We start from the raw sequence: 24,277 nt of genomic DNA, 5'->3' as shown, positions 1-24,277 counted from the left end.
ACACCCAAGCCAAACCGATGGCGATTCGCATATGCGAATCGCCATCGGTTTCATCGACCTACCCAAGGTTCGGCGTGAACCCGACAGGGGATTGGGCTATTTTCCCCCACTTGCCAGCAGGTGATCTCTGCAGCGCTCGTAAATCTCTATAGCGCGCGAATCATGATTGGTGAAGTCTTCCCAGAAGCCCTCTCCTTGCCACTCGTCCGGCTCCATCGACACCGAGCCGTCCCATCCGATTCGAACGGTCCAGAGCGTGCTAATTTGCGCATCGACCACCTCGAAGAGGCGAGAGTCGAGTAGCGGAGGCAATTCGTCCGGCCTGGACTCAATCCGGAAATAATTCGGACCATCTGCTTGGCATTCAACGCCCAGAACTACGTACTCACGACCAGGACGCAGGACGTGCGAGCCTTGGCGAATGCTGCGGTCAGCCCCTTCAGCACCGACGAATCTCACCTTCACGCGGCCTCCTAGCGGCGATTCATGACGACCTTGTAGTCGAACCCGTACATGACCTCACCCGATGTGCGATTCATGTAGTAATGCACCTGATAGTCGCCGTAGGGGCTCTGGTGGGTGTCGGTACTGTACTTGCCCCACTGCGAAATACCGCCACGCTCCTCGAATCTCGCCCTCAGGGCCTTATTATTCATCTCACTCCCACGCATGATCATCCTGGAGTTCGCGATGGCTTCAGGCTCCAAGAACCCACCTGGGGTGAAGGGAGAGCTGGCCGACTCCTTACGCAACTGGTCGGCGAGCTTCTGCCCCTGAAGAGAACCTGAGGGAACATCGCAGTTGCTGTTGTGAACCAGGACCGGCGTCGAGCCCGCCAGCACATAGTACGTGTGGAGGTCTTCCACGGTGAGGTTGTAAGTGCGGGCGTGCTTGGTGAAGGCGCGGTTGGCGGTGACGATGACGGTTGTGCCGTCATCGGCGAGCAGGGTCATGCCAGGTGTGAGGTCAGATGCCTCGACCCAATCTTGCTCCGAGGGGGACCAGAAGGGATGCTCGTGCGTAGCCGTCAGGGTTTCGATTCCGTCGCCTGTGGCGATCGACAGCTTGTTGAAGTGCTTGTCATCCTCGGTGACGATCAACCGGGTTACCGTACGGGAACCCGACTCGCCGGTTTCAGGGTCCGTCGCGAGGACCTTGTCCCCGATTTCGACGTCCTCAATGTCCTTGGTTTTTCCGTCGGCCATGAGGACGTCGGTACCGGCCAGGAAGCACTGAGTGCAGCCCGCCCTGGACCCGAGTTTCCTTCCGATTCCCCTTACGCCAGCCCCCGGCCCCATCGCCGCCATCTCCGGCGTCACAGCACGCTTAGCGTTCGCCCACAACTCTCGCCTGTTGGCACAATGAGCGGCGCCGCACGCGAAAAACGCGTTAATAGCAATTTGATATCCGTCCGGATATTCGACCATGCAGTTTACCCCGCCACCGAATCCGCTGCACACGTTTTCAATACGGGAGTAAAAATCCGCGATGAAAGCTCGCGTGATCTTCGGGGACCACTCCCACTTCTTGGGGATTGTGACCCCCGGAAACACATTCACATATCCGTCATTGTTGAGGTCCGCCGCCGAATTACCTTCCGACTGCCAGCTTCCACATTCCCATTTGCACTTGACAGCTTCGCCGGGACGTCCGTTGCCGGGCTTTCCCTCTGCGGTCGTGGGGCAGGCCTCGGTCGATCCGCCGGCACCACCGCAGGCAAGGCCGAGGCCGCTGGGGTCGGTGTTGGTGTGGGGGTTCTGGGCCGCGTAGGTGTAGCCGTTGAGGGTTTGCGGGATGTCGGTCTGGAGGAGCGGGTCGACGCTGATGAAGCGGCCGGTGGTGGGGTCGTACTCGCGGGCGCCGAGGTGGGTGAGGCCGGTGGCCTTGGTGTCGTCGGTGCCGCCGACGAAGCCCTTCGTGCCGGGCCAGGATGTGGGCGCGTCGCCTCGGATAGCGCCGAAGGGGAGTGTGCGGCGCTGGGTGATGCTCAGGTCGGCGGCTTTGACGGCGAGTTGGCCGGTGCCGTGGTGGTCGCCGATGGTGAAGGTGGTGGTGCGGTCGTCGTTGAGGACGGCCGTGTGTCCGCCGCTGATGTCGGCGTAGCGGGTGGCCTTGGGCTTGTCGGCGCCCTTGGTGAGGGTGATTTCGGTGTGGCCGAGGTAGAGCGTGGTCTCGGTCGGGGTACGGCCGATGAGGCGGTTGCCGTCGGCGTCGTAGAGGTATTCGGTGGTCTTGGTGCCCTCCGTGACCTTGGCCAGGTGGCCTTCCGCGTCCCAGTCGAGCTGCTGGCCGGGCCGGGCGGTGGTGTTGCCGGCCTTGTCGTAGGCGTACGCGTCGGTGGTGGTGCCCGAAGCGCCGGTGGTGGTGACCGAGGTCAGGGAGTGGGCCTGCGGCTTGCCCTGGCCCGGGTAGGTGTAGGCCCGCTTGACGTCCTTGGTGCTGTCACCGGTCGTGCTGTGCTGTGTCTCGGTGGCGCGGTTGCTCGCCTTGTCGTAGGTGTAGCTGTGCCAGTACGGAGCCGGGCCGCCGATCGCACCCCCTGCCGGCGTCGGCGAACAGGATGTGGTGTTCTGGGTCCAGGCTTCGGTCAGGCGGGCGAGGTAGTCGTAGGTGAAGCACTGATTGTCGGTTCCGGTGCGCGACACGTCCGACAGGGACAGGACGTTGCCGACCTCGTCGTACCGGTAAGTGAGGAAACGATCGACGCCGTTCTGCTCCTCACGGTCCACCCGTGACGTGGCCAGACGTTGCGTCCCCCACTCGTACGTGTTGGTGACCTGTGTCTTCTTGCCGCCACCGGACTGGTACATGGAGTACTGCAACGGCTTGCCGGTCAGGCTGTAATTGATGGCACCCACCGACCCGTCGCCGCGGACGGCGTTCAGCCGCAGTGTCGCGTCGTCGTAGTCGTAGAGGATCGAGCCACCGGGGAGCGACCCGGCCGACGAGTAACTGGTGGCAACGAGCAGGCCGGAAGGCTCAATCGCCATCCCCGTCTGGTAGGTGCCCTGCAGCTTTCCTTCAGCGGCCGGAATGACCACCGCGGTCTTCTTGGGCCGGTAGAGCCTGTCGTATTCGGTGACCCGGGACGTGTACGCCTCGCCTCCCACATACCGCGTGGCTTCGGCGAGCTGTCCCTTGGCGTTGCTGACGGTGTCGTACACCCATGCGGCGCGCAGAGTGCCGGTCGACGTGCCCTCGCGGAGCGCTGTCTTACGACCGAGGTTGTCGTAGAGGTTGACCAGCGTCGTGCCACGAGCATCGGTCGTGGACGTCAGCTGTCCACGGTCGTCGTACGCGCTCGTCGTGGTGCCCTTGTCGGGGTCGACGTCCTTGATCTTCCGGCCGAGCTGATCGTACGTGTAGCTCCAGGTGCTGCCGGCCGGGCCGGTCACCTTCTCCGTCTCGCCGCGGGCTGTGTACGCGTAGGACGTGGTGTCGTACGGCGCGCTCGCGCTGCGCTCATGGTGCTGGCGGAGTTCGGTGGTGCGGCCTCTGACGTCCGTCAGCGTGGTGGTGGCGATCCCGCCGACCGGCGGGATGACAGTCGTGCGATCGCCGCCGTAGCTGGTCGTGGTGGTGGCGAGTACGGTGCCGCCGTCGCCGTTGCCGGCGATCTGACGGGTTTCCGTCGGACGGCCCAGGCCGTCGAAGCTGGTGCGGGTCTGGGTCTCGACCGACAGCGCGTTCTCGGGTTTGAACAGGGTGAAGGTCGGTTTACCGGTCGCGTAGTACGGAGCGAATGTCTTGGCGGCCAGGCCACGCTCGTCGTAGAAGACGTCCGTCAGAACGCTTCCACCGTCCGGCCCCGGAGTCTGAGTCTGGCGTTCCCTCAAGAAACCGTCGTAGATGGTCCACGAGGTGACCTGACCACCGTTATTGTTCAGAACTTTGGTCGCGACCGCCGCGGGTTTGCCCTCCTCGACGCGGTAGACGAATTCGCGGCTGGGAGTCTGGTCACTGCGCCGGTCCGCGAGCCAGACCTTGGTGGTGCGGCCGAGCGCGTCGTACGAGGACTTGGTGACACGACCGTTGGCGTCGGTCTCCGTCAGCACAAGGTTACGAGGTCCCAGGTCCTGAGTGGTGGTCAGCGCGGTTGACGCGTCACCGGCCTTCGCGGGCGGGGTGGTGGTCTTGACCTGGGTGGGCAGACCGGTGGCCGGTGTGTAGGCGGTGGTCGTGGTACGGCCGTCGGCGCGTGCGGTGCGTACGGGCGCGCCGTCGCCGCTGACGGTGACGTCGGCGGTCAGGTCGGTGCTCGTCAGCCCACGCCCGTATCCGTCGTAGGTGGCGCCGGACTCCAGGTAGGTGGCCTTGGTCCCGTCGTGGTTCTTCAGCGTCGCCGTCGCCGTCACGTCGCCCTTGGCCGGTACGGCCCCGTAGGCACCGCCGTCGTAGGCGGTACGGACGTCGGAGATCACGTCCTTGGATCGGTCGACCGTGGCGTCACACGCCTTCGCGACGGTCTCGACACGGGAGGGCAGGGTGAGAATGGTGTCGTCGGCGCTCGTGGCGTAGGTGGTGCGGGTGCACTGGTTGTCGTCCGACGTGGTCGTGTCACCGAAGTCGTCGACCTGGATCACGCGTCCCGCGACGGTGTCCTGCTTGGTCGCAGTGGAGGTGGTGCGCCACGCACTGCCCGCCCCCTTGTCGAGGGACGTCCACTCCTTGGTGCTGGAGGAGCCGGTGAAGTTGGCGGTCACCGTGCCCCAGTCGCGTACCTTCTTCGCCGTCTCGTGGTGCCAGGGGCGGCTGACCGACTTGGCGAGGACCTTGCCGCCGGGCTTGTCGAAGGTGACCGTCTTGTAGCTGAAGCCTGCCGCCGATGAGTGATCGGTGATCGGGTCGCCTTCCCCTTCGGCGAGGGAAACCGTCACGGCCTTGGTGCCACCGCTCGTGTCCTTGCGGTCGCCGTCCATGCCCCGCAGGAAATACGTGTCCTGCTGGGACTTCAGAGCCGACGCGCCGCCCTGGCCGCCGGTCTGGACGCGGACCTGACCGTATCCGCGCCACTGGGACCAGGTGCGGTGCTTCTCCTTGGTCAGGCCGTCGTCGTCGTCGAAGTGCCAGGCCGCGCTGCCCAGGTACTGGTACGTGGTCACCGCGTCGGGTGCGCCGCCCATGCGGTCCGTGGTGGTCGTGGAGGTGACGACGTACTTGTTGAACCACTGCCGCTCGGGGTCGTCCGAGCTGTCGCCACCGATGTACTGCGGGAAACAGCGGGTCGTGTTCGTCTGCGGTGTCGGCAGCGCGTTCCAGTCGCAGGTCGGAGCCGAGTAGTTGACGTCGACCTGACCGCCCATTTCGTCGGCGACCGTGGACAGGCGGTCCTTGATGAACGGCGCGAATCCGTCGCCGGTCTTGTCCAGCCGGTTCTCCAGCTGGGTGTAGGCGAAGGTGGTCTTCGGAAGGGTGATGGCCGGGGTCGCGGACTGGCCGGTGTGCTGGACGGAGTCGAGCAGCAGCTGGTAGTCGGTGTCCGCCATGCCCCACTTGTGACCGAGCTTCCAGGAGTCCACCTGCGCGTAGGTGCCGTCGGCCTTGAGGGTCTGCGTGATGACGTCGGTCAGGCGCTTCCGGGTCCAGAAGGAGGGCGACAGCCGGCCGTCGTCGCAGGCCGTACCCGCCTTGCAGTTCAGGTCCCAGGGAGTGTCGTACCAATACGGCGCTTTGTCGTCGATGGTGGACTCGGCGCAGGTGACACCCGACACGGGGAGGCAGCGTTCGGCGTTGCCGAAGACGACCTGGGCCTGCGGCTTGTCCGCGTACATCCGGTCGGATTTCACGCCGTAGTCGATGCGGTCGAGGTGGCCGCCACGGGTGTACGGGGTGTCGTCGTCCTTCTTCAGATTACGGCCGTAGGAGTTGGACTCCTTGGTGTAGTGGTAGCCGATCGCGTTGCCGTGCGGGTCGACGACGTAGTCGAGGTTCCAGCGCCAGGCCTGCTGGCACCAGGAGCCGGCGAAGTCGGAAGCGTGGCAGGGCTCGCCCGAATTGTTGCCGTAGACGGGGACCGTCCAGGTGGAGTCCGTGGCCTCCTTGCCCTCGGTCCAGCCCGGGAGCCGGTGGTAGCCGAAGTAGTAGCGGGTACCGTCGGGCACGGTCAGCCGCCAGTACTCGCCGTCGTTGTCCCCGTTGCCACGGTCAGTGGACTTCAGGCGCGTGATCTTGGTGCCGTCGTCCTGCTTCAGCTTGAACTCGTCACCGCCGAGCGGCACCAGTTCACCGCCCTTGCCGTTGAAGGTGAGGAAGGCGTTGTCGTACGCCCAGCACAGGTCACCCGGCTTGTTGCCGTCGGCGTTCTTCTGCCCGTCGTCCGCGCACGGCTTGTACCGGCGCTCTATGAAACCGGGCCAGAGGTCGAAGCCGTCACCGGCCCAGGACGCCTGGTTGTTGGTGCCGCCCGCGCGGCCGTCGATCGTGGCCGACGAGTAGGAGAGACCGACCGTCGGCGCCAGGCCGCCGGGCACGTCCGGCGTCGGCATGTCGTACGACCAGCTGAAGTCACCGGTGTTGAGGTTCGTGCTCCACGAGGCCGAGGGCGCGAGCGAGGTGGCCTTGTAGTCCCCCTTGTCGCCGTCCGTGTCGGCCGCCGCCGCGAGAACCGTCGGCGTACCGGCCGGGAGGCTGAGCGACTTCGCCGTGAGTGTCCGCTTGACGGTGTCGTTGGTGGCGGCGACGGGTGTCGCGGTACGGCAGGCGTCCTTGGCCGGGGAGGTCAGCGCGCAGGCGGGCAGCTGTACCAGCCGCATCCGGGAGGCGTACGAGCCGCCGAAGGCGCCGGCGAAGTCCCCGTAGTCAACGGTGAGTGCCACGGAGGTGGGCGTCGGCGTGGAGTCGGGGGCGGGGGCGGTCGCGCTTCGTTTCTCCGCCGTGGCCGCCGTAGCCGGCTTGAGTTGAAGGGAGAACAGCAGGCCCTTCACACCGGCCTTCTCAGCCTCCCCGCGATCGTGGACGCGCGCTTCGACAGCGGCAGGCTCGGTCTGTTCGCGGGTGCCTCGTGCCGAGCTCGGCGCTGCCGCACCGGATCGCATGGCCGCCGCGATACCCAGAGGCGTGTTCTTGACCTCGGTGAACCGTGCGGCGCCGCCGTTCTCCGCCGGCGTCACCGTGACCGTCCGGGTGACGGCTCCCGGCCACTCCGCGCGAGGAGGCGCCTTGGGTCCCTTGGGCTCCTGCGGAGTCTCACGAGGGACGCTCTTGCCGCCGTACGTCCCGGGCACCGGTTTCTCCGACGCGGGCGGGCCGGGGAGGTTGCTGTCCGCCACCGCCGGGGCGGGTATCGCGGCGTTCTGCAGGATGGTGCCGATCATGACCACGGACAGCGCCATGGACGTGCGTCGGAGCAGAGAGCCGGATCTGGATCGAGGGAACTGGGCGAAGCGAGTTCTTCTCATGTGTGGTATCCATCGCTGCCGGGCGCCGGAAGCCCATGGGGCAGGCCCGACGCGGACCGTCAATGAAAAGGAACGGGATGTTGAACTGGCCGCGCCCGGAAACCTGCCGGGCGCGGCCACTTGAGGTCAGTCGCCGGAGGGCACCTCGGTCGGCAGCTCGAACCATGTCCTGGCCAGCTGCTCGATCTGGCGCTCCTCAAGGGCACCCTGGAACGCCCAGACGTCGTCGACCGAGCCCGAGAAGTACTCGCCCCAGGCGCCGTCCGTCTTGGCCCTGCCCACCTGGAGGGACTTGCCGGCCTTGAACGTCAGCACGTCATCGGCCCACGCGATCAGGTCCTCGCATGCGACGTCGTCTGCCTGGCCGTCGCCGTCCTGGTCGCCGCACGCGCTCTCCTGGAGCCGGCCGTTGACATACAGGCGGGCCTCTTTGGCGAATCCGTCGTACACCACGGCCAGGTGGTTCCAGTCCCGCAGGTCGAAGAACTCGCTGTTGCCCACGCGCTTCACGGAAGCCTTGGAGCTGTCCTCGTCCGGCAGTTCCAGCTCCCAGCGTCCCTGCCCTTCCGTGTTTTTCCCGTCCGGGACATAACGCACCGAGAACGCGCTGCGGCTCGTGCCTTCGCCGCTCACCACCACGGTGGGGCGCTCGGGCAGTGCCGCGGCCTGCGCCCACGCGGTGACCGTGAAACTGGCGCTGGTGTCGACGGGCACGAGGCCTGTCGCCGCTGAGGCGTTCACCCCGTCCAGTTGGAGCCCCCCGTCGCCGATCATTCCCGCCCCGAGCGCCGCTCCTCCGGAGAGCGTCATGGGGTTCTTCTCCTCGGACAGGTCGGGCGTGGTGGGCGACGTACCGCTGGTGGCTTCCTCGAAGCTCCACCGCCCCTTGAGCACCGCACTGCGCTTGAACAGCTGCCGTACCTCGTCCGCCGAGACCGGCCGGTCGAAGAGCCGTACGTCGTCGATCTGACCGGGGAAGAACGAGCCGGGCTTGCCCTCGTAGGAGCCCGCGCCGATCTGGACCGGGCCCCCGGCGTACCAGGTTTGGGAGACGTCTGCCCGCCCCGCTTCGACCCCGTTGACGTACAGGGTCAGCTGGTCGGCGACCGTGTCGTGCACGCCCACCAGGTGGGTCCACTCACCGCCGTACGCGGTCTTGCCCTCGGCCTGCATGGCCCGGATCGCGCCCGAGTCCGAGGTGTCGGAGATGAACTGGTTGAAGACCCACCGGTCGTAGGCGCTGGAGTAGTACAGCTCGAACCCCGACTTGTGCACTCCTGCCTGCGTCGCGATGATCGCGGCGTGGTCGGGCTTGGCCTTGGGGAGCTTCGCCCAGGCCGAGACGGTGAAACTGCGCTGGTTGTTCAGGTGCGGCGCGCCGGCGACGGCGTGATCGTCCTTGCCGTCGAGAGTGAGTGCCTTACCGGCCACACCGGGCTGTCCCGGAGTGGCACCGCCCTTGAGGACCGCCGGATACACATCGGCGCGGCCGGTGATCCGGGTGGCGTCGGCAGGCTCGTCCATCGGGAAGACCGCGCGGGCCGGACGGCCCGCGCCGATGGGCTGCTTCTGGTGCAGGTTGGCGACTTCGGTCTCGGAGATCGGCTTGTCGTAGATCCGTACGTCGTCGATGGTTCCGGGGAAGAACGAGTCGGGCTTCCCACTGTAGGAACCGGACCCGATCTGCAGGCCCCGTCGCGCGTCCCATGGAGTGGAGTGTGTGGTGGTGCCGACCAGCTTGCCCTGGACGTACAGCTTCAGCTCCTTCGAGGCCGAGCTGTAGGTGCCCGCCAGGTGCGTCCACTCCCCGGCCTTCGCGTCGCCCGGGGTCGCGCTCATGGCTCGTACGGCGCCCGCGGTCGGTGAGTCGGAGGTGTACTGGTTGAACACCCACCGGTCGTAGGACTTGGAGTAGTAGAGCTCGAAGCTGGGGCTGTGGTTACCGGGCTGCGCGGCGACGATCGCGGCGGCGTCCGGCATCTTCGACAGTTTCACCCACGCCGCGGCGGAGAATCCGGTCTCCGTGGCCACGGTGGGAATGTCGGTCTGCGCGTAGTCGTCGACACCGTCGAACGACACCGCCGTTCCGATCTGGCCCGGGACACCCGGGGTCGCGCCGCCGCGCAACTCGGCGACACGCGTACCGCCCACGCCCTGGGCCTCTGCCGCGCCGGGCGGATCGTCCAGCGCCCAGGTGGCCTTCTCCGGCTGACCCGCCTTGACCCGGTACTGGTACGTGCGGATCTCACTGCCGTTGCCGGCCGTGTCAAAGGCCTGGGCCGTGAGGAAGTTCAGGCCCGGCTCGGACGGCAGGACCCGCACGGTCTTCGCCGCGCCGCCGGTGGTGGTCACGGTGTTCTTCGACGTCGGGTCGCCGTTGACGCCGTACCAGTACTTCGTTACGTCACCGTCGGCGCCCTTCAGCTCGAACGCACCGTACTTGCCGACTCCGTCCAGCCAGGGATCCTCCGGGTTCTCCGGGTCGGAGGCCGGATAGTCACCGGAGTTGATCGTGGGGGCCTTCGGAACGCTGGTGTCGTAGGTGAAGTAGCAGCCTGTCGGGTCACCGGCGGTCGACCAGGGTGAGTACTGGGCACCGTCGTAGGAGCGCGCGTACCACGCGACCTGCTTGTTCTTCGGTATCGAGGACGGCAGGCTCACCACGAAGCTCGAACCGGACTTCTTGGCCGAGGTACGGGACGGACTCCAGCGGGCGACCATGCCCTTGCCGTCCCCGGTGTCCCACGACGCCTGGAACTGCACGGAGACGTTGTCCCCGTCGGGGTCGGTGACGTTGTTCGCGTAGATCTTGCCGAGGGTGCGCACCCGGGCGGCGCTCGCCGGCTTCTTGCAGGTACCGCCGTACTCCATCGCCAGCTGGTCCATCTTGATCTGCGGCGGCGGCCGGTTGTACTTCACCCGCAGGAACGCCTTGTCCGAGAACCGCTTCCAGCCGTAGGCGTCGGACTCGCTCGCCGCCCGCAGCCCGAACGTCATGGTCGACCACTTGCCGTTCGCGGCCTCCTGCACGGCGGACTTCACGTCGAACTCGGCATCTTTGGCCGAGCAGCCCTCGTAGCCGTGGGCGAACGACCGCGACGACAGTTCCTTGATCCAGAAGCCCGCGGCCTTCTGCGAGTTCCATGTCGTGGACGACGAGATGTCCTTCGTCCGCCACAGCTCCACGGAGCGCGCGTCGCACGAGGCGGACCAGGTGTTCCGGACCACGAACTCGGCACTCAGGACGGACTTCCCCGCGAACTGCGATGTCGGGATCCGGTAGAAGAGCCGCTTGGTGTCGTTCGGCTTGCAGTAGGACCAGTTGCAGAAGCCCATGCCGGCGGTCGACTCGCCGTTGAACTTCCACTGCGGGGACGACGCCCAGTACTCCGACGCCATCGTCCAGGCCGAGGCCCTGGGCGAGTACCACTGTGGGTCGATGAACACCGGATACACCGTGTCCTCACCGGTCAGCACATCCGCGTCCGGGGTCAGGACCAGCGCGTCGCCGGTGGCGGGAACGTCCACGTCGACGGCGGCGAGCTTGCCCGTCTCGCCCGCCCCAGGTTCCGTCGCACTGTCCGCCCCACTCGCTCCCGTGCCCGCATCCGTGGCGGTGGCATTCTCGGACGTGGCCGTCCGGGCGGACCGGGCGTCCTCGTCGGCAGGGGCGCTGGAGTCCCACATCATCGGCTTCGGCGCCTCGAACACCGCGCCCTTCGCGCCCTGGTCGACCGCCTCCAGACCGGCCTCCGCCGTCTCCCGCACGTCCACACCCTCGGCTGCGAGTCCCAGACGGAGAGCCGCGAGCTTCTCACTGGCCGCCGCCTCGGCCGACTTCACCACGAGCAGTTGCGTGAAGCCGTCCTCCTGCGCCCCCATCCGCAGGTCCACTCCCGGCAGCACCTCGCGGTACGTGGCCGTCGCACCGTCCAGTTCCGGTGCCGGCAGTGCGTCCGGCCAGGACAGTGCCACTTCGCGTCCGGCCTTCTCCATCCGTACCAGGGGCCCGTCACCGCCCCCGGAGAACCGCAGCCCCACCGTGCTCGCCTGCGGGGCGACCGCTCCGTCCACGCTCTTCGCCAGCTCGGTGTCGACCGTTTTCCACTCGCCGCCGACCCGGGCGCGCACCGGACGCAGGTACTCCCGCGCCTCCAGCGAGCCGTCCGGCTGGGCGAACAGGTCTCGGCGCTCGCCCCTGGCCGAGCCGACCTCGACAGGCTTTCCGGAACGCTTCGCCTCGGCGAGTGCCTCGTCGGTGGTCAGGGCCGGCTCCGTGCTCCCCTCACCGCTCCCCCCAGCGCTGCGAGCGGAACTCTCGGAACGCTCCGGCTGCGGCGCCGCCACGGCCGGAAGGGCGGTAGCCGGCACGAGCGCTGCCGACAGTGCCATCACCACACCACACGCCACCGCTCCCCACCTCGACCGACCGCCCTGACGTCTCCGCACCCGGACAGCACGAATCTCCCCCACCTCACCCACGAACCCCGCCCCAGCCTTCACGCAAATCACACAACTTCGCGGAGTTATCGCGGGGTAGCACAGAGTTGTCAATAGCGATCAAGAGGATGGCGGAATTTGTCTCTCCACGCGCCCGTCCCTCCGAGGGGGCGGCCGGAAGATGCTGGTCGGCGCCGGGTGGTCGGGCTGCGCAGGGACGAGGTCGCCCGGGAGGGGACCGTCCCCTGCACGGCAGCCCGCCCGCCCGAGTGTGATCCTGGAACAGCGACCGTCAGGAAAAACAGCCGTGACGGAAAGGGAATCCCCCGCCCGGAAGGCGCGGAGGGCGCGGAAGGCGCTGGGTGATGTGACGCCGGAAAGGAACGGTGCGCGATGGAATTCGTGAAACGGCAGGCCACCGGGAAGGGCCCGGAGGACTGGTTCACCGGGGACGTGTGGTTCGACGTCCTCCACGCCGGGACCGAGCCGTCCCGGTTGCGGGCCAACATGGTCCGCTTCTCCCCCGGCGCCCGCACCGCCTGGCACCGGCACGCCGTCGGCCAGACCCTGCACGTCGTCGCGGGCACCGCCCTGATCGGGACCCGCGACGGCACCGTGTTCGAGGCCCGTCCCGGCGAGACGGTGACCTGTCCGCCCGGCGAGGATCACTGGCACGGCGCCGTCGCGGACCGCTTCATGGAGCACCTGGCGCTGTGGGAGGCCCCGGCGCCCGGCGACGACCGGCCGGAGACCACCTGGCTGGAGAAGGTCACCGACGAGCAGTACCGCGCCGCGCGCACCCGCGACCACTGAGCCACCACGCCCCGCCCGGTCCGGTTCCGGCCGGTCCGGTTCCGCTCGGGCGTCGACTGCGACTCGAGCGCCAACTGCGAGGAATACGGGGCACGTCAGAGATCATTGGCGGTCCGCCGCCCGGCACCGCCGCCCGTACGTGCTCGTCCCGACGGCCGAGCGCCGAGAACCCACACGAGAAGAAAGCGAGTCGTCCCCATGCGAGCCACCTTCTTGTACAAAGCCGGCGACGTACGCGTCCAGGACGCGCCCGACCCGGTCATCGAGCGGCCCACCGACGCGATCGTGCGCGTCGTGCGCTCCTGCGTGTGCGGCAGCGACCTGCATCCGTACCACACCATGTCCGCCGCCGACGGGCCCGTGCCCATGGGACACGAGTTCCTCGGCACGGTCGAGGACGTCGGCTCCGAGGTCTCCGGCTTCAGGCGCGGCGACCTCGTGGTGGCGCCGTTCGCGTTCGCCGACAACACCTGCGAGTTCTGCCGCGAGGGCCTGCACACCTCCTGCCCCCAGGGCGGTTTCTTCGCCGCCGGTGTCGGCGGCGCCCAGGCCGAGGCCGTACGCGTCCCCCAGGCCCAGGGCACCCTGGTCCGGCTCCCCAAGGACGTCGACGAGAGGCTGCTGCCGTCCCTGCTGACCCTCGCCGACGTGTACGCCACCGGCCACCACGCCGCCCACCGGGCCCGCGTCGAGCCGGGCGACTCGGTCACCGTCATCGGCGACGGCGCCGTCGGCCTGCTCGCCGTCCTGTCGGCCAAGCAGCTCGGGGCCGAGCGCATCATCCTCATGGGCCGGCACAAGGACCGCACCGACCTCGGACGCTACTTCGGGGCCACCGACGTCGTCGCCGAACGCGGCGAGGAAGGCATCGCCAGGGTCCGTGAGCTGACCGGCGGCCACGGCACCCGCGCCGTCCTGGAGGCCGTCGGCCACATGCCCGCCTACGAGATGGCTGTCGGCGCCGTCCGGCCCGGCGGCGTCATCAGCCGCGTCGGTGTGCCCCAGTACGAGGACGCGCCCATTGGCTTCGGCAGCCTCTTCGGCCCCAATGTCACCCTCACCGGCGGCCCGGCGCCCGCCCGCGCCTACATCGAGCCCCTGCTGCCCGGCGTCCTGGACGGCACCGTCGAACCGGGCCGCGTCTTCGACCGCACCCTCCCCCTGGAGCAGACCCCCGAGGGCTACCGGGCCATGGACCAGCGGGAAGCGCTCAAGGTCATCCTCACTCCCTGACCAAGGGCGACCGGCCACCGGTCGTACGGCACCGGCGGAGCCGGTCGTACGGCGTCACCGCGCCGGGATCAGCGCCGGGACCTGGGGGGACGGGGACGGGGCCGGCGCCGCCGCGACGTGTCTGGGCTCGGACCGGCGGGCCAGACCGGTCGGGCCCGTCGGCATGCATGCCTGCAGCGCGGTGAGCAGGCGCTGGACGTCCTCGTGCGGGCGGACCACCAGGCGCAGGAACTGGCTGCTGCTGCCCAGCTTGTTGCCGCACTCGCGGATGAAGACACCGTGCTCGGTGAGCAGCCGGTCGCGCAGGACCGCGCCGTCGATGCCGTCGGGCAGCTTGACCAGCAGGAAGTTTCCCTGCGAGAGGAAGACGACGAGTTCGGGGATCGCGGCCAGCGCCTGGGCCATGTTGGCGCGGTCGCGGGAGAGCAGCGCGAGGCTCTGGTGGTACTCGACGCCGTACTCCCTGAGCATGAAGACGACGTACTCCGCGAAGGAGTTGAGGTTCCACTTCGGCAGTACCTTGCGCACGGTCGCCGCCAGGGCGGGGTTGGCGACCATATAGCCGAATCTGATGCCGTGCAGACCGAAGTTCTTGCCGAGGCTCTTCAGAACGATCACATTTGACCGGATCGCCGCCTCGTCCGCGACGGACGGCGCGCGTTCGGCGTCCACGAAGTCGATGAACGACTCGTCCACCACGACCAGGTCCAGGTCCGACAGCTCGTCCAGCAGCCACACCACCTGGTGCCGGCGCAGGTAGCCGCCGTCCGGGTTGTTGGGGTTGCAGATCACGGCGACGCGGGAGCCGCGGCGCCGGATGAAGCGGACGTACTCCTGGAGGTCGAGCGTGAAGTCCTGGTCCTCGTGCAGGGGGAACATGTCCACCCGCTTGCCGGTCTCCAGCGGCTGGTCGGTCCAGCGCCCGAAGGTGGGGATCGGGATGGCCAGGCTCTCCCGTACGAGCAGGTGGTCGATCCAGGTGATCAGCTCGGTGGAGCCGTTGCCCATGACCACCGTCTGCGGGTTGAGGCCGAGCACCGAGCAGAGTTCGGCGGTGACCGTGTCGGCGTCGCTCGGGTAGTACTTGAGGATCGTCTCCAGAGAGCCGCGCATGCGGGCGAACATGTCCGGCGTCGGGAAGTACGGGTTGCACGGAATGCAGAAGTCGACCCGCTCGCGCGGCGGCTGGGGAGTGTGAGCCCGGAGCTCGCGCCCCGCCTGCGGTTCGGAAACCTCGGCCGGGATGCTCGGAGCGCTCGGCGTGAGGCGGCTCAGCATGGCCCAGGACGGGCTGTGCGCGGCACTGCGCAGGATGCCCGCTTCGGGGGACTGGGACACGGCGAAGTCTCCTTACGGTCGGTGCTTACGGGACGGGCCCACGGCCGCCGACGCGCGCCGCCGACGCGAGGCGAACACCGCGATGCCCGCGGCCACCAGCGCACCGCCCGCCGCGATCACCACGTAGTCGAGCTGGGTACCGGCGGCTACGGGGAAGGATGGCGTGGCCTGCTGGGGAGAGGTGGGAGTGGCGTCGGCCTGGGGAGCGGCGGCCTCGGCGGACGATCCGGAGGCGGTGTTCCCGGGTCCGTCCGCCTCGGGGACGGACGGCGGGGCGGAGGCGGCGGACGAGGGCGTGACGGAGGCGTCGGGCGGCGGCGACACCGTACCGGTGACGGCGGCGCTGTTGCCGACGCCGCCGATACCGTTCCCCGCGCCCTCGGTGCCGGTGCCCGCTCCGGTGCCGGCTCCGTTCCCGGTACCGTCGCCCCCCGCGGACGCGGCGCCGTCGTCGCCGGCACCGTCGAAGACGACGTCGGAACAGGAGTAGTACGTGTCCGGCGTACTGGTGTTGCGCCAGATCGTGTAGAGCATGTGGCGGCCCGTCAGGCCGGTGGGAAGCGTGCCGGAGACGCGGTAGGCGCCGTCGTCCAGGGGCGGGTTGTCGACCGTGAGGAACGGCTGCGGGGCCAGGTCGGCCCAGGTCAGCGGGGCGGTCGGGGCGTAGCCCTCCGTGGTGAGGTAGAGGCTGAAGGTGCCCTCGTGGGGAATGGTGGACACGTACGTCAGCGTGAACGCGTCCCCGGCGCGCAGCCGCGTGGCGGGCCAGTCGGCGCGGGCGACGTCGAGCCCCTTGTACGCGTCGAGGCCGCCACTGCACAGCCTGCCGTCGGGGATGACCTCGCGGTCCCGGCCGTTCACACCGGCGACGCGCAGGTTGTCGAACTCCTCGAAGCCCCGCCCGCCGTTGGCGGCGACGGCCGCCCGGCAGGCGTCCGTGCGCGCGAGCTGTCCCTGGGAACCGCAGGCGGCCACCCGGCTGACCGGGTCGGTGGGCGCGCCGTGAGCGTACGCCGGGCTGGCGGTCAGCGCCACCAGAGCGGTCGCCGCCGGCACCGTCACCGCCAGGACCGCGGAGGCGGCCCGGACAGCCCGGACGGCGCGGACGACCCGGACCGCACTGGCAGCCGTAACGGCCCTGACACCCCTGACAGTCCCGACGGTGCTGAGAGCGGCCGGCCCACCGTCCCGAGCCCTGGGGCCGCCAGCGGTCGCGGGAACAGCTGCGGCGGTGCGGTGGCGGAACATCCGTGACAGACCTCCTCGGCGACCCGGGCGGCCTCGGACCCGGCAGCCTGCCGTGTATTACGGCGTCCGCCCGCCGGGCGTTCAGCACGCCGGCGGAAACTTGGGCCGGCCCCGTCCCGCCCGCCCCGGAACGGACGGCACGGCACGGCACGGCACACCGGGCGCGTGTGTGCGGGCGCGTCCGCACACCAGCAGGTCCGTGTGCGGACGTACGCCGCTCGCGTCCGTCGCGGCCTCAGCGCGTGCTGAGCCAGTGCGGGTCGGGGACCACCGTCAGGACCGCGGAGACCACGACGACCATCCCCAGCACGACCAGTTCCGCCCGCGCGAGCCGGGCCGCCCCGGCGACGCCCGTCCCGTCCGGCCGCGCTTCCGCCGTCCCCGTGCCCACGCCCGGGATCGCCACGCCCGCGCTGCCCGCCGCGCCGGCACCCGCCTCCCCGGCGCCCGCTGTCGCCGTACGCGCCCCGGCCGCTCCGCGCAGCCGGGCCCCGGCCCTCAGGGCCAGCGCGCTCGCCACCGCCACCAGCAGCAGCTTCGCGATGAGCACCCGCCCGTACGCCGTCGTGAACACGACGTCCGCGGGGAGTCTGCGCAGCGTGGAGAGCGTTCCCGTGGCGGCCAGGGCGACGAAGAGCCACCCGGCCGGCCGGGCGTAACGGTGCAGCACCTCCCTGGCACCGGCCGGATCGCCCCGGCGCAGCCACAGGGTGCGCAGCACGTACAGCAGCCCGCCCGTCCACAGCGACGCCGCCGTCAGGTGTACGACGGTGAGCGCCGCGCCGAGCAACGGGGTGTACGCCTCGGGGTGTGCGCGCAGCGCCTCCGCGCCCACGACCACGGCCAGCGGGACGGCGGCCGTCCAGGGCCGGCGGGTCGCGGCGCACGCGGCGGCCAGCAGGAAGCCGTTGGCCATGACCAGCAGGAGACGGCCCTCGGCCGTGCCGTACACCGATGTGAGATCGAGTGCGCTGACCCGCGCCAGCAGCCCGATCTGCCCGGCCGAGGCGAGGGCCCCGACGCCCGCGGCGGCGACGGACCGGCCACGCGGTAGCGGCCCCGCCCCGGCGAACCGCCGTCCGGCCAACTCGCCCAGGTGGAGGGCGAGGGCCACGAAGACCACCGTGCGCAGTGCGGTGGTGGCACCCGATGCCGGGATCCGCAGCTCGCCCGTGCCCCGGGCGGCGATCCCCGCGCCGAACAGCGCGACGAGGAGGGCGGTCGCCGTACCGCCGACCACGAGTACGGCCCGTGTCACGGCCGTCGTGCGGAGCCCGGCGCCACCACCCTCGCCAACGCGAAAGCCACCGCCGTCGCCAGGGCCGCGGGGGCGGGCGCCGCGGCCCCCGGATCTCCCGGCTCCCCCGTTCACTGCTCCTTGTTGCGAGCGGCCCAGAACTCGTCGAACGTCAGCAGCCCGTCGCCGTTGGCGTCATGGGCGTTGATGACGGCCTGCGCCACGGTCTCGGTCACGTGGAAGTCCCCGAGCTGCGCCATCGCGCTCTTGTACTCGGTGGCCGTGATGAGCCCGTCGCCGTTCACGTCGAACCGCTCGAACGCCTTGCGCGCCTCGTCGATGTCCGCCACTGTCCCGCCCCTTCGTGGTGCTGTTCCGATGGGGTCAGATTATCCGCTCGCGTTCACTCGTACGGCGGTGGTCCGGCACCAGGGGGATGCCGGGCCACCGCCGTATGCGCGCGAACGTCAGCCGCGCCAGGGGTCGTAGTGCGGATTGTCGAGGCACTGCGCCATGATCTCGATCTTCTTGTGCCGGTCCACCGGGCAGACCCCGACGATGCGCTCCCGCGAGACGCCCCCCGGGAAGGCGACCTCCTCCTGGGACGCGTACTTGTGGGTGGTCCCGATCGTCTTGTTGACGTCGATCCCGCCGGGGGCGTCGATGTAGTAGTTGAAACCGCTCTTCGAGAACTGCTTGTAGAGGTCGTGGTCGTACGAGGTCGAGACGTACGGCGACGGCTGGTTGACCAGGACGTACTTCTCCAGGTCGTACTGCCCGTCCATCGGCGCCTTGGGGTGGAAGCCCTGCTCGAAGACGACCTCGGGGCCGCGGCTGTCGGCACGGTAGAGCTGCTTGCAGTCGGTGCGCCAGGCGGGCTTCGGGCTGATCCGGGCCACTTCGACACCGTGGTCGGCCGCGGCGAACATGGGGTCGGCGACCGCGGGGCAGCGCTCGCTCTTCTTGCCGGGGACGGAGGCGTGGGCGGGGGCCGGGGCGGGGGCGGTGGCTCCGGAGGGCGGCGCGGGCGCGGCCTCGGTGGCGGCGGCGGGCACCAGCAGGGCGGCGACGGACAGGGTGACGGCAGCGGCCCGGCGTCGAGAGCGAGAGATGGTCATGAGGAGCACCTTTCACGCCGCACGGCGACGGGCGGTGGACCGTCACCCGAATGGGGGCGTGTCAGACCGCCGTTCCGCCGCTCGTGGCCGCCGGGGGTGTCCTGCGCGTGGATGGCGCCCCCGCAGCGCCCCGCACGCCCGAACGCCCGAAAGGCCTGGCCCTCTGGGCCCGTTCCGGGGCGCGGGCCCCGGGCCCCGGGCCTCAGCGGAAGACCCCCGTGTGCCCGAGCGAGTAACGGCCGGGCTGGGGGTACACCGCCAGCCCGTGCGGGCCTCCGCCGACCGGGATACGGGCCAGTTCCTTCCCGTCCTTGGTGTCGATCGCGTACACCTCGGAGTCGTACCGGCCGGACAGCCACAGCACCTTTCCGTCCGCCGAGACCCCGCCCATGTCCGGGCTGCCGCCGTCCGGCAGCCGCCACTTCTTCACCAGGCGGTCGCGTGCGAAGTCGAAGACGGAGATCGTCCCCTCGCCCCGGTTGGAGATGTACATGACCTTGGAATCGCGGCTCACGTAGACGCCGTGGGCGCCCTCGCCCGTCGGCAGCAGCTTGGGGACGGTGAACTTCGCGCCGTCCAGCACCCATACCCCGTGCGCCATCATGTCGGCGATGTAGTACCTCTTGCCGTCGGGCGAGAGCTTCACGTCCTGCGGCATCGCCCCCTCGAAGGGCAGTTTGAGCTTCCCGAGGACCTTCATCTTCGCCGTGTCCACCTTCAGCAGTTCGCCGGAGAACTCGCACGAGACGATGAAGTAGCGGCCGTCGGCGGAGAAATCGGCGTGGTTGACGCCCGCGCAGTCGACGGGCTCCGTCTTTCTCACCTTCATCGTGTGCGGGTCCCGGAAGACCAGCTCGCGGTCCAGCGAGGCCATGACCACGGCGTACTTGCCGTCCGGCGTGAAGTAGAGGTTGTACGGGTCGTGCACCTCGACCGGCTCGCCCGCCTTTCCGGTGGCGGGGTCGATCGGTGTGAGGGTGTGCCCGCGGTTGTTGTTCACCCACAGGGTCTTCAGGTCCCAGGAGGGCACCACGTGCTGCGGCTGGCGGCCGACCGGGATGGTCTCGATGACCTTGTACGTCTTCGGGTCGATGACCGAGACCGTGTCGGAGTTGGTGTTGGGGACGTACACCCGGGACGGGAACTTGCGCACGACGGGCGAGAGCATGCCCGGCCGGTCCGCCGCGTAGATGTCCTTGGGGTCGCGCACCGGTGGCATGCCCGGGAGGGCGGCGGACCTGGACGGCTCGGACCGCTCCGGGGTGACGGGCCGGGCGGCCGCCCGGGTGGCGGCGTCCGTCGCCGTACGGTCCGGTCGCGGCCCGTCCGAACCGGCGCAGCCGGCGAGCGGGGACAGCAGCGCCACACCGGCGAGCAGGGCGGCGGCCGGGACGGTGGTGCGGCGCGTGGGGGGAGACATCCGGTGCATCAGGTCAGCAGCTCCGTGGTCGTCACCGCGCGCAGGTCGCGGCGTTCGAGTGCGTCGAGGAGGGCGGGCAGCGCGGCGACCGTGTCGGCGTAGCCGAAGTGCAGGCTCACGATCGAGCCGTCGCGGACACGGCCGGTGACGGTACGTGTGACGGCCGCGGCGCCCGGCGAGGTGAAGTCGAGCGAGTCGACGTCGTAGGACAGGACGTGCGGGTAACCGGCCCGCCGGGCCAGCCGCTGGACGAGCGGGGTGGCGTACCGGGTGCGCGAGGGGCGGAACCAGCTGCCGATCGAGCCGGTCAGCCGCCGCAGCCGCGTGGCGCACCCGGTGATCTCCGCGAACGCCTCGTCCTCGTCCATCGCGGAGATGTCGGTGTGGTGCAGGGTGTGGTTGCCCAGGTCGTGGCCGCCGTCCAGGATCCGGCGGGCGAGTGAGGGATGTTCGTCGAGCCAGGTGCCCACGGCGAGCACGGTGATCCCGGCCCCGGCCCGCTCCGCCTCCTTCAGAACGGCGGTGGCGGTGGCCGGGTCGCCCTGGCCGTGGAAGGTGAGGGCGACCTGGCCGCGGTCGCGGGGGCCGTGCGCGATCTCGACGGGCTGTCCGGGGAAGCGGCGGGGGGACGGGGCGGACCGGGCGGCGGGGCGGCCGGTGTCCGCACGGCCGGGCGTGTCCGTACCGCGCCCGCTGCCCGTGCCACCACTGCCGCCGCCCGTGCCACCGGTGTCCGCGTGGCCGGTGGCGGCTGGGCCGGTGTGCTCGTGGCCGGTGGCCGTACGGCCGCCGCCCGTACAGCCGGCGACGACGGCTCCCGTGCCGCCGGTGGCGAAGGCGCCCGCGAGAGCCGCTCCGGCCGCACCGCGCAGCGCGCGGCGGCGGTCCGGGGGGTCTGCGCGTTCGGCACGGTGGCGGTCGTCGTCGATCACGCCCCCATTTAAGGGCGGATCATGTCAAAAGGTGATGATTGACCCGATAGGGGATCCTGCGGGTCGTCAGGTGGACTGGCGGTCCGCGGCGACCCTCATCTCGAACCAGGTGGTCTTGCCGCGCGGCAGCAGATCCACGCCCCAGCGGTCGGACAGCCGGTCCACCAGGAAAAGCCCTCGCCCGCTCGTGTCCAGTTCCTGTACGGGCATCAGACACGGCAGTCCGCGGGACGGGTCCCGGACCTCGATCCTGATCCAGCCGCGGCGGCGCAGCATCCGCAGCCCGAATACCCGGGCGCCGGTGTGCCGCACGGCATTGCCGACGAGTTCCGAGACGAGCAGCACAGCGGATTCCGCCGTCTGCGGGGAGAGTGCCCACTGACGCAGAACAACACTGTGGGTGATGCGACGAGCGGCGGCGGCGGATTCCGGGCGGGACGGGAGCTGGACTTCGGCGTCTGTCGGATTTCCGTACAATTCCAGGGCCTTACGGCCCAGTTCGTCTTCGACGGACGGTATCCACCGCACAGTGGCCGCATCACCGCACTGCCGCGGCTGCTCCCTACCCTCCAGGCCCGCCATGTGCACCATCATGGCCGCCCAGCGCCTCCCCCGTGGCCGTTCCATGGGAATCGCCCCTGCGGAATGAATCATTCCAAGGGGCGCGAAGGCATATGCCCAAGGCACTGGATGCCCCCGGTGATGACACTGAGCTGCGTCGACGCCCTCTGATTCAATGATCACCGATGCCGATCGGATCCGATTTCTTTAATGCTCCCTTAAGGCCATACCGAGCCGTGCACCTGGTTGACGCACGGGTGTCCGCGGACGACGGAGGGCGCCCCGGTGTGCCCGCGAGACATTCCGAGAGGTCACAACTGGTCGCGGGTCAAAGGAACTTCGCCTTCCCAGGACCGTCCTCGACGAACGACCGCATTCCGCGCTCGCGGTCCTCGGTCGCGAACAGGCCGGCGAACCAATTGCGTTCGATGGCGAGCCCCGTCTCCAGGTCCGTCCCGAGCCCCGCGTCGACCGATTCCTTGGCCGCGCGCAGCGCGAGCGCGGGCCCCTGGGCGAGCTTGGCGGCCCAGGCGTGCGCCTGCTCGTACACCTCCCCGTCCGGGACCACCCGGTCGACCAGGCCGATCGCCAGCGCCTCCGCGGCCTTCACCTGACGACCCGTGAAGATGAGGTCCTTGGCGCGCGAGGGGCCGACCAGCCGGGCCAGCCGCTGGGTGCCGCCGGCGCCGGGGATCAGCCCCAGCAGGATCTCGGGCTGACCGAGCTTCGCACCGGCCCCGGCGATCCTGATGTCCGCGCAGAGCGCCAGCTCACAGCCGCCGCCCAGCGCGTAGCCGGTGACCGCCGCGACGACGGGCTTGGGGATCCGGGCGACGGCGGTGAAGGACTCCTGGAGCGCCCGGGAGCGCACGACCATCGCGGCGTGGTCCAGCGCGCGCATCTCCTTGATGTCGGCGCCCGCCGCGAAGACCTTCTCACCGCCGTACAGGATCACGGCGCGCACGTCCTCGCGCCGCCCCGCCTCCTCGGCGAGCTCGCGCAGCCGGTCCTGGACCGCGGTGTCCAGCGCGTTCATCGGAGGGCGGTCGAGCCGGATCGTGCCGACACCGCCGGAGACTTCGAGGGTCACGTATGCCTGAGCCATACACAGCAGGTTAACGGCCGCTCACGACAACGGGCCCGGCGCGGCGTGCCGCCGTGCGCCGGGCCCGTCCGGATCCGTTCCCGTCCCGGTCCGTTCCCGGCCGGTGTACGCCCCGGCCGGGGCGGGTGCTCCTACTCGGTCCACTCCGACCAGGACATGTTCCAGCCGTTCAGGCCGTTGTCCGGGGCGATCTGCTTGTCCTTCGAGTTCTTCACGATGACGACGTCACCGATCAGCGAGGAGTTGTAGAACCACGCCGACGGGGTGCCGTTGTTCCCGCCGCCGCGCAGGTCCCGCAGTCCCACACACCCGTGGCTGACGTTCGCGGAGCCGAAGGTGCCGGAGGACGCCCAGTAGTTGCCGTGGATGAAGGTGCCCGAGGTGGACAGGCGCATGGCGTGCGGCACGTCCTTGATGTCGTACTCGCCGCCGAAGCCGACGGTCGCGCCGTTCATCCGGGTCACGGAGTACTTCTCGCTGATCACCATCTGGCCGTTGTACGTGGTGGTCGACGGGGCCCCGGCGGTGATCGGGATGTTCTTGATCTGCTTGCCGTCCCGCACGACCTTCATCGTGTGGGCGCTCGCGTCGACGGTGGAGACCTGGCTGCGGCCGATGGTGAAGGAGAAGCTCTTGGCCTGCTCGCCGTACACCCCCGGACGGCCCTCGACACCGTCGAGGTCGAGTTCGACGGTGACCTTCGTGCCGGGCGCCCAGTACTTCTCGGGCCGGAAGTCGAGCCGGTCGTTGCCGAACCAGTGCCCCTCGACCGGTACGGACGGCTCGGCCGTCACCTTGATGGCCTTCTCCACCGCGTCGGGCTCGGTGATGCCCCGGGTGAAGTTGATGGAGACCGGCATGCCGACGCCGACCGTCGCGCCGTTCTCCGGCGTGTACTGGCCTATGAAGGTGTTCTTCGGGACGAGGGTGGTGAAGCTCGTGTCCTTGGCGGACTCCCGCCCTTCGGAGTCCTTGGCGACCGCGTGCACCTTGTACCGGGTGGCGCCGGCGAGATGCTGGAGCGGCTCCCAGCTCGCGCCCCCGGCGGACAGCCTGCCGTCGACCGGGTTGCCCTTGTCGTCCTGGACGGTGACCGTGGTGAGCCTGCCCTTGTCCGCGGTGACCTTGAGGGCGCCGGTGGTGGCGACGCCCTTCTCCTTGTCGTCGGGGGCGATGGTCACGACGGCCGCCGACGCCGCGTTCCTGACCTCGGACGCCCCCTTGTCGCCGTTCTTGCCGGGCGTGCCGCCCTCCTCGGAGGACCCGCCGCCGCCACAGGCGGTCACCACCAGGAGCAGAGCTCCGGTCGCCAGTGCGGCGAGGGTACGGGGCGCCCGCGCGCGCCGTCCCTGCTCTTCTCCCCGTCCCCGCTCGTCCTGCCGCCCCCGCGGTCCCGGCCGTATCCCCCGTACGCCCCGTGTGCCCCGTGTGCCCC

The 24,277-nt window shown here is 69.7% G+C and carries 14 protein-coding genes and 1 pseudogene; 2 read left to right on the top strand and 13 right to left on the bottom strand.

Annotation, left to right across the window (positions count from 1 at the left end):
• Positions 1–96: 96 nt before the first annotated feature.
• The 3 genes from ACU6P3_RS24495 to ACU6P3_RS24485 all read right to left on the bottom strand — a co-directional run bounded on the left by ACU6P3_RS24495 (position 97) and on the right by ACU6P3_RS24485 (position 11,789).
• Positions 97–465, bottom strand: coding sequence for a hypothetical protein (locus tag ACU6P3_RS24495; protein ID WP_447194130.1), 369 nt, complete (start codon positions 463–465; stop codon positions 97–99).
• A gap of 8 nt (positions 466–473) precedes the next feature.
• Positions 474–7,331: a polymorphic toxin-type HINT domain-containing protein gene (locus ACU6P3_RS24490; RefSeq protein WP_447194129.1), complete on the bottom strand. Its 6,858-nt coding sequence runs from the start codon at positions 7,329–7,331 to the stop codon at positions 474–476.
• Positions 7,332–7,523: 192 nt separating this feature from the next.
• Positions 7,524–11,789, bottom strand: coding sequence for a LamG-like jellyroll fold domain-containing protein (locus ACU6P3_RS24485; RefSeq protein ID WP_447194128.1), 4,266 nt, complete (start codon positions 11,787–11,789; stop codon positions 7,524–7,526).
• Between the two features lie 441 nt (positions 11,790–12,230).
• Here ACU6P3_RS24485 and ACU6P3_RS24480 point away from each other — a divergent pair, with 441 nt between their 5' ends.
• Positions 12,231–12,650 (top strand): (R)-mandelonitrile lyase, encoded by a 420-nt coding sequence (locus tag ACU6P3_RS24480; RefSeq protein WP_344268736.1) that lies wholly within the window; start codon positions 12,231–12,233, stop codon positions 12,648–12,650.
• Positions 12,651–12,848: 198 nt separating this feature from the next.
• Positions 12,849–13,883 carry an alcohol dehydrogenase catalytic domain-containing protein gene (locus tag ACU6P3_RS24475; protein WP_447194127.1) on the top strand — a complete coding sequence of 345 codons (1,035 nt, stop codon included), beginning with the start codon at positions 12,849–12,851 and terminating at the stop codon, positions 13,881–13,883.
• A 171-nt stretch (positions 13,884–14,054) separates the two neighbouring features.
• Here ACU6P3_RS24475 and ACU6P3_RS24470 read toward each other — a convergent pair.
• The 10 genes and pseudogenes from ACU6P3_RS24470 to ACU6P3_RS24425 all read right to left on the bottom strand — a co-directional run.
• Positions 14,055–15,161: pseudogene (locus tag ACU6P3_RS24470) on the bottom strand (pyridoxal phosphate-dependent aminotransferase); the annotation flags it as partial.
• Positions 15,162–15,233: 72 nt separating this feature from the next.
• Entirely contained in the window at positions 15,234–16,283 is a 1,050-nt protein-coding gene (locus ACU6P3_RS24465) for a lytic polysaccharide monooxygenase (RefSeq protein ID WP_447194126.1), read from the bottom strand.
• A 421-nt stretch (positions 16,284–16,704) separates the two neighbouring features.
• Positions 16,705–17,727, bottom strand: coding sequence for a CopD family protein (locus ACU6P3_RS24460; protein ID WP_447194125.1), 1,023 nt, complete (start codon positions 17,725–17,727; stop codon positions 16,705–16,707).
• Positions 17,728–17,837: 110 nt separating this feature from the next.
• Positions 17,838–18,056 carry an EF-hand domain-containing protein gene (locus tag ACU6P3_RS24455; RefSeq protein WP_030749434.1) on the bottom strand — a complete coding sequence of 73 codons (219 nt, stop codon included), beginning with the start codon at positions 18,054–18,056 and terminating at the stop codon, positions 17,838–17,840.
• Between the two features lie 117 nt (positions 18,057–18,173).
• Positions 18,174–18,824, bottom strand: a complete 651-nt coding sequence (locus ACU6P3_RS24450) for an ADP-ribosyltransferase (RefSeq protein ID WP_447194124.1) — start codon at positions 18,822–18,824, stop codon at positions 18,174–18,176.
• A 202-nt stretch (positions 18,825–19,026) separates the two neighbouring features.
• On the bottom strand, positions 19,027–20,244 hold the full coding sequence (locus tag ACU6P3_RS24445) for a YncE family protein (protein WP_447194123.1): 1,218 nt from the start codon (positions 20,242–20,244) through the stop codon (positions 19,027–19,029).
• 8 nt (positions 20,245–20,252) lie between these two features.
• A complete protein-coding gene (locus tag ACU6P3_RS24440; protein WP_447194122.1) occupies positions 20,253–21,176 on the bottom strand; it encodes a polysaccharide deacetylase family protein in 924 nt (307 codons plus the stop codon).
• A gap of 66 nt (positions 21,177–21,242) precedes the next feature.
• Positions 21,243–21,758, bottom strand: coding sequence for an ATP-binding protein (locus tag ACU6P3_RS24435; protein WP_447194121.1), 516 nt, complete (start codon positions 21,756–21,758; stop codon positions 21,243–21,245).
• Positions 21,759–22,065: 307 nt separating this feature from the next.
• Positions 22,066–22,842, bottom strand: a complete 777-nt coding sequence (locus tag ACU6P3_RS24430) for an enoyl-CoA hydratase/isomerase family protein (RefSeq protein ID WP_447194120.1) — start codon at positions 22,840–22,842, stop codon at positions 22,066–22,068.
• Positions 22,843–22,973: 131 nt separating this feature from the next.
• A complete protein-coding gene (locus ACU6P3_RS24425) occupies positions 22,974–24,134 on the bottom strand; it encodes a L,D-transpeptidase (protein ID WP_447198056.1) in 1,161 nt (386 codons plus the stop codon).
• Positions 24,135–24,277 lie beyond the last annotated feature (143 nt).

It is taken from the genome of Streptomyces hebeiensis, from assembly GCF_052983195.1.
This window is presented reverse-complemented; position numbering and strand designations above follow the sequence as displayed.

What these genes read in the sequence shown, in the direction of transcription:
- ACU6P3_RS24475 (WP_447194127.1), top strand. Translation starts at nt 12,849, where the DNA reads ATGCGAGCCACCTTCTTGTACAAAGCCGGCGACGTACGCGTCCAGGAC.
- ACU6P3_RS24485 (WP_447194128.1), bottom strand. Translation starts at nt 11,789, where the DNA reads ATGGCACTGTCGGCAGCGCTCGTGCCGGCTACCGCCCTTCCGGCCGTG.
- ACU6P3_RS24435 (WP_447194121.1), bottom strand. Translation starts at nt 21,758, where the DNA reads ATGGCGGGCCTGGAGGGTAGGGAGCAGCCGCGGCAGTGCGGTGATGCG.
- ACU6P3_RS24480 (WP_344268736.1), top strand. Translation starts at nt 12,231, where the DNA reads ATGGAATTCGTGAAACGGCAGGCCACCGGGAAGGGCCCGGAGGACTGG.
- ACU6P3_RS24450 (WP_447194124.1), bottom strand. Translation starts at nt 18,824, where the DNA reads ATGACCATCTCTCGCTCTCGACGCCGGGCCGCTGCCGTCACCCTGTCC.
- ACU6P3_RS24430 (WP_447194120.1), bottom strand. Translation starts at nt 22,842, where the DNA reads ATGGCTCAGGCATACGTGACCCTCGAAGTCTCCGGCGGTGTCGGCACG.
- ACU6P3_RS24445 (WP_447194123.1), bottom strand. Translation starts at nt 20,244, where the DNA reads ATGTCTCCCCCCACGCGCCGCACCACCGTCCCGGCCGCCGCCCTGCTC.
- ACU6P3_RS24490 (WP_447194129.1), bottom strand. Translation starts at nt 7,331, where the DNA reads ATGGCGCTGTCCGTGGTCATGATCGGCACCATCCTGCAGAACGCCGCG.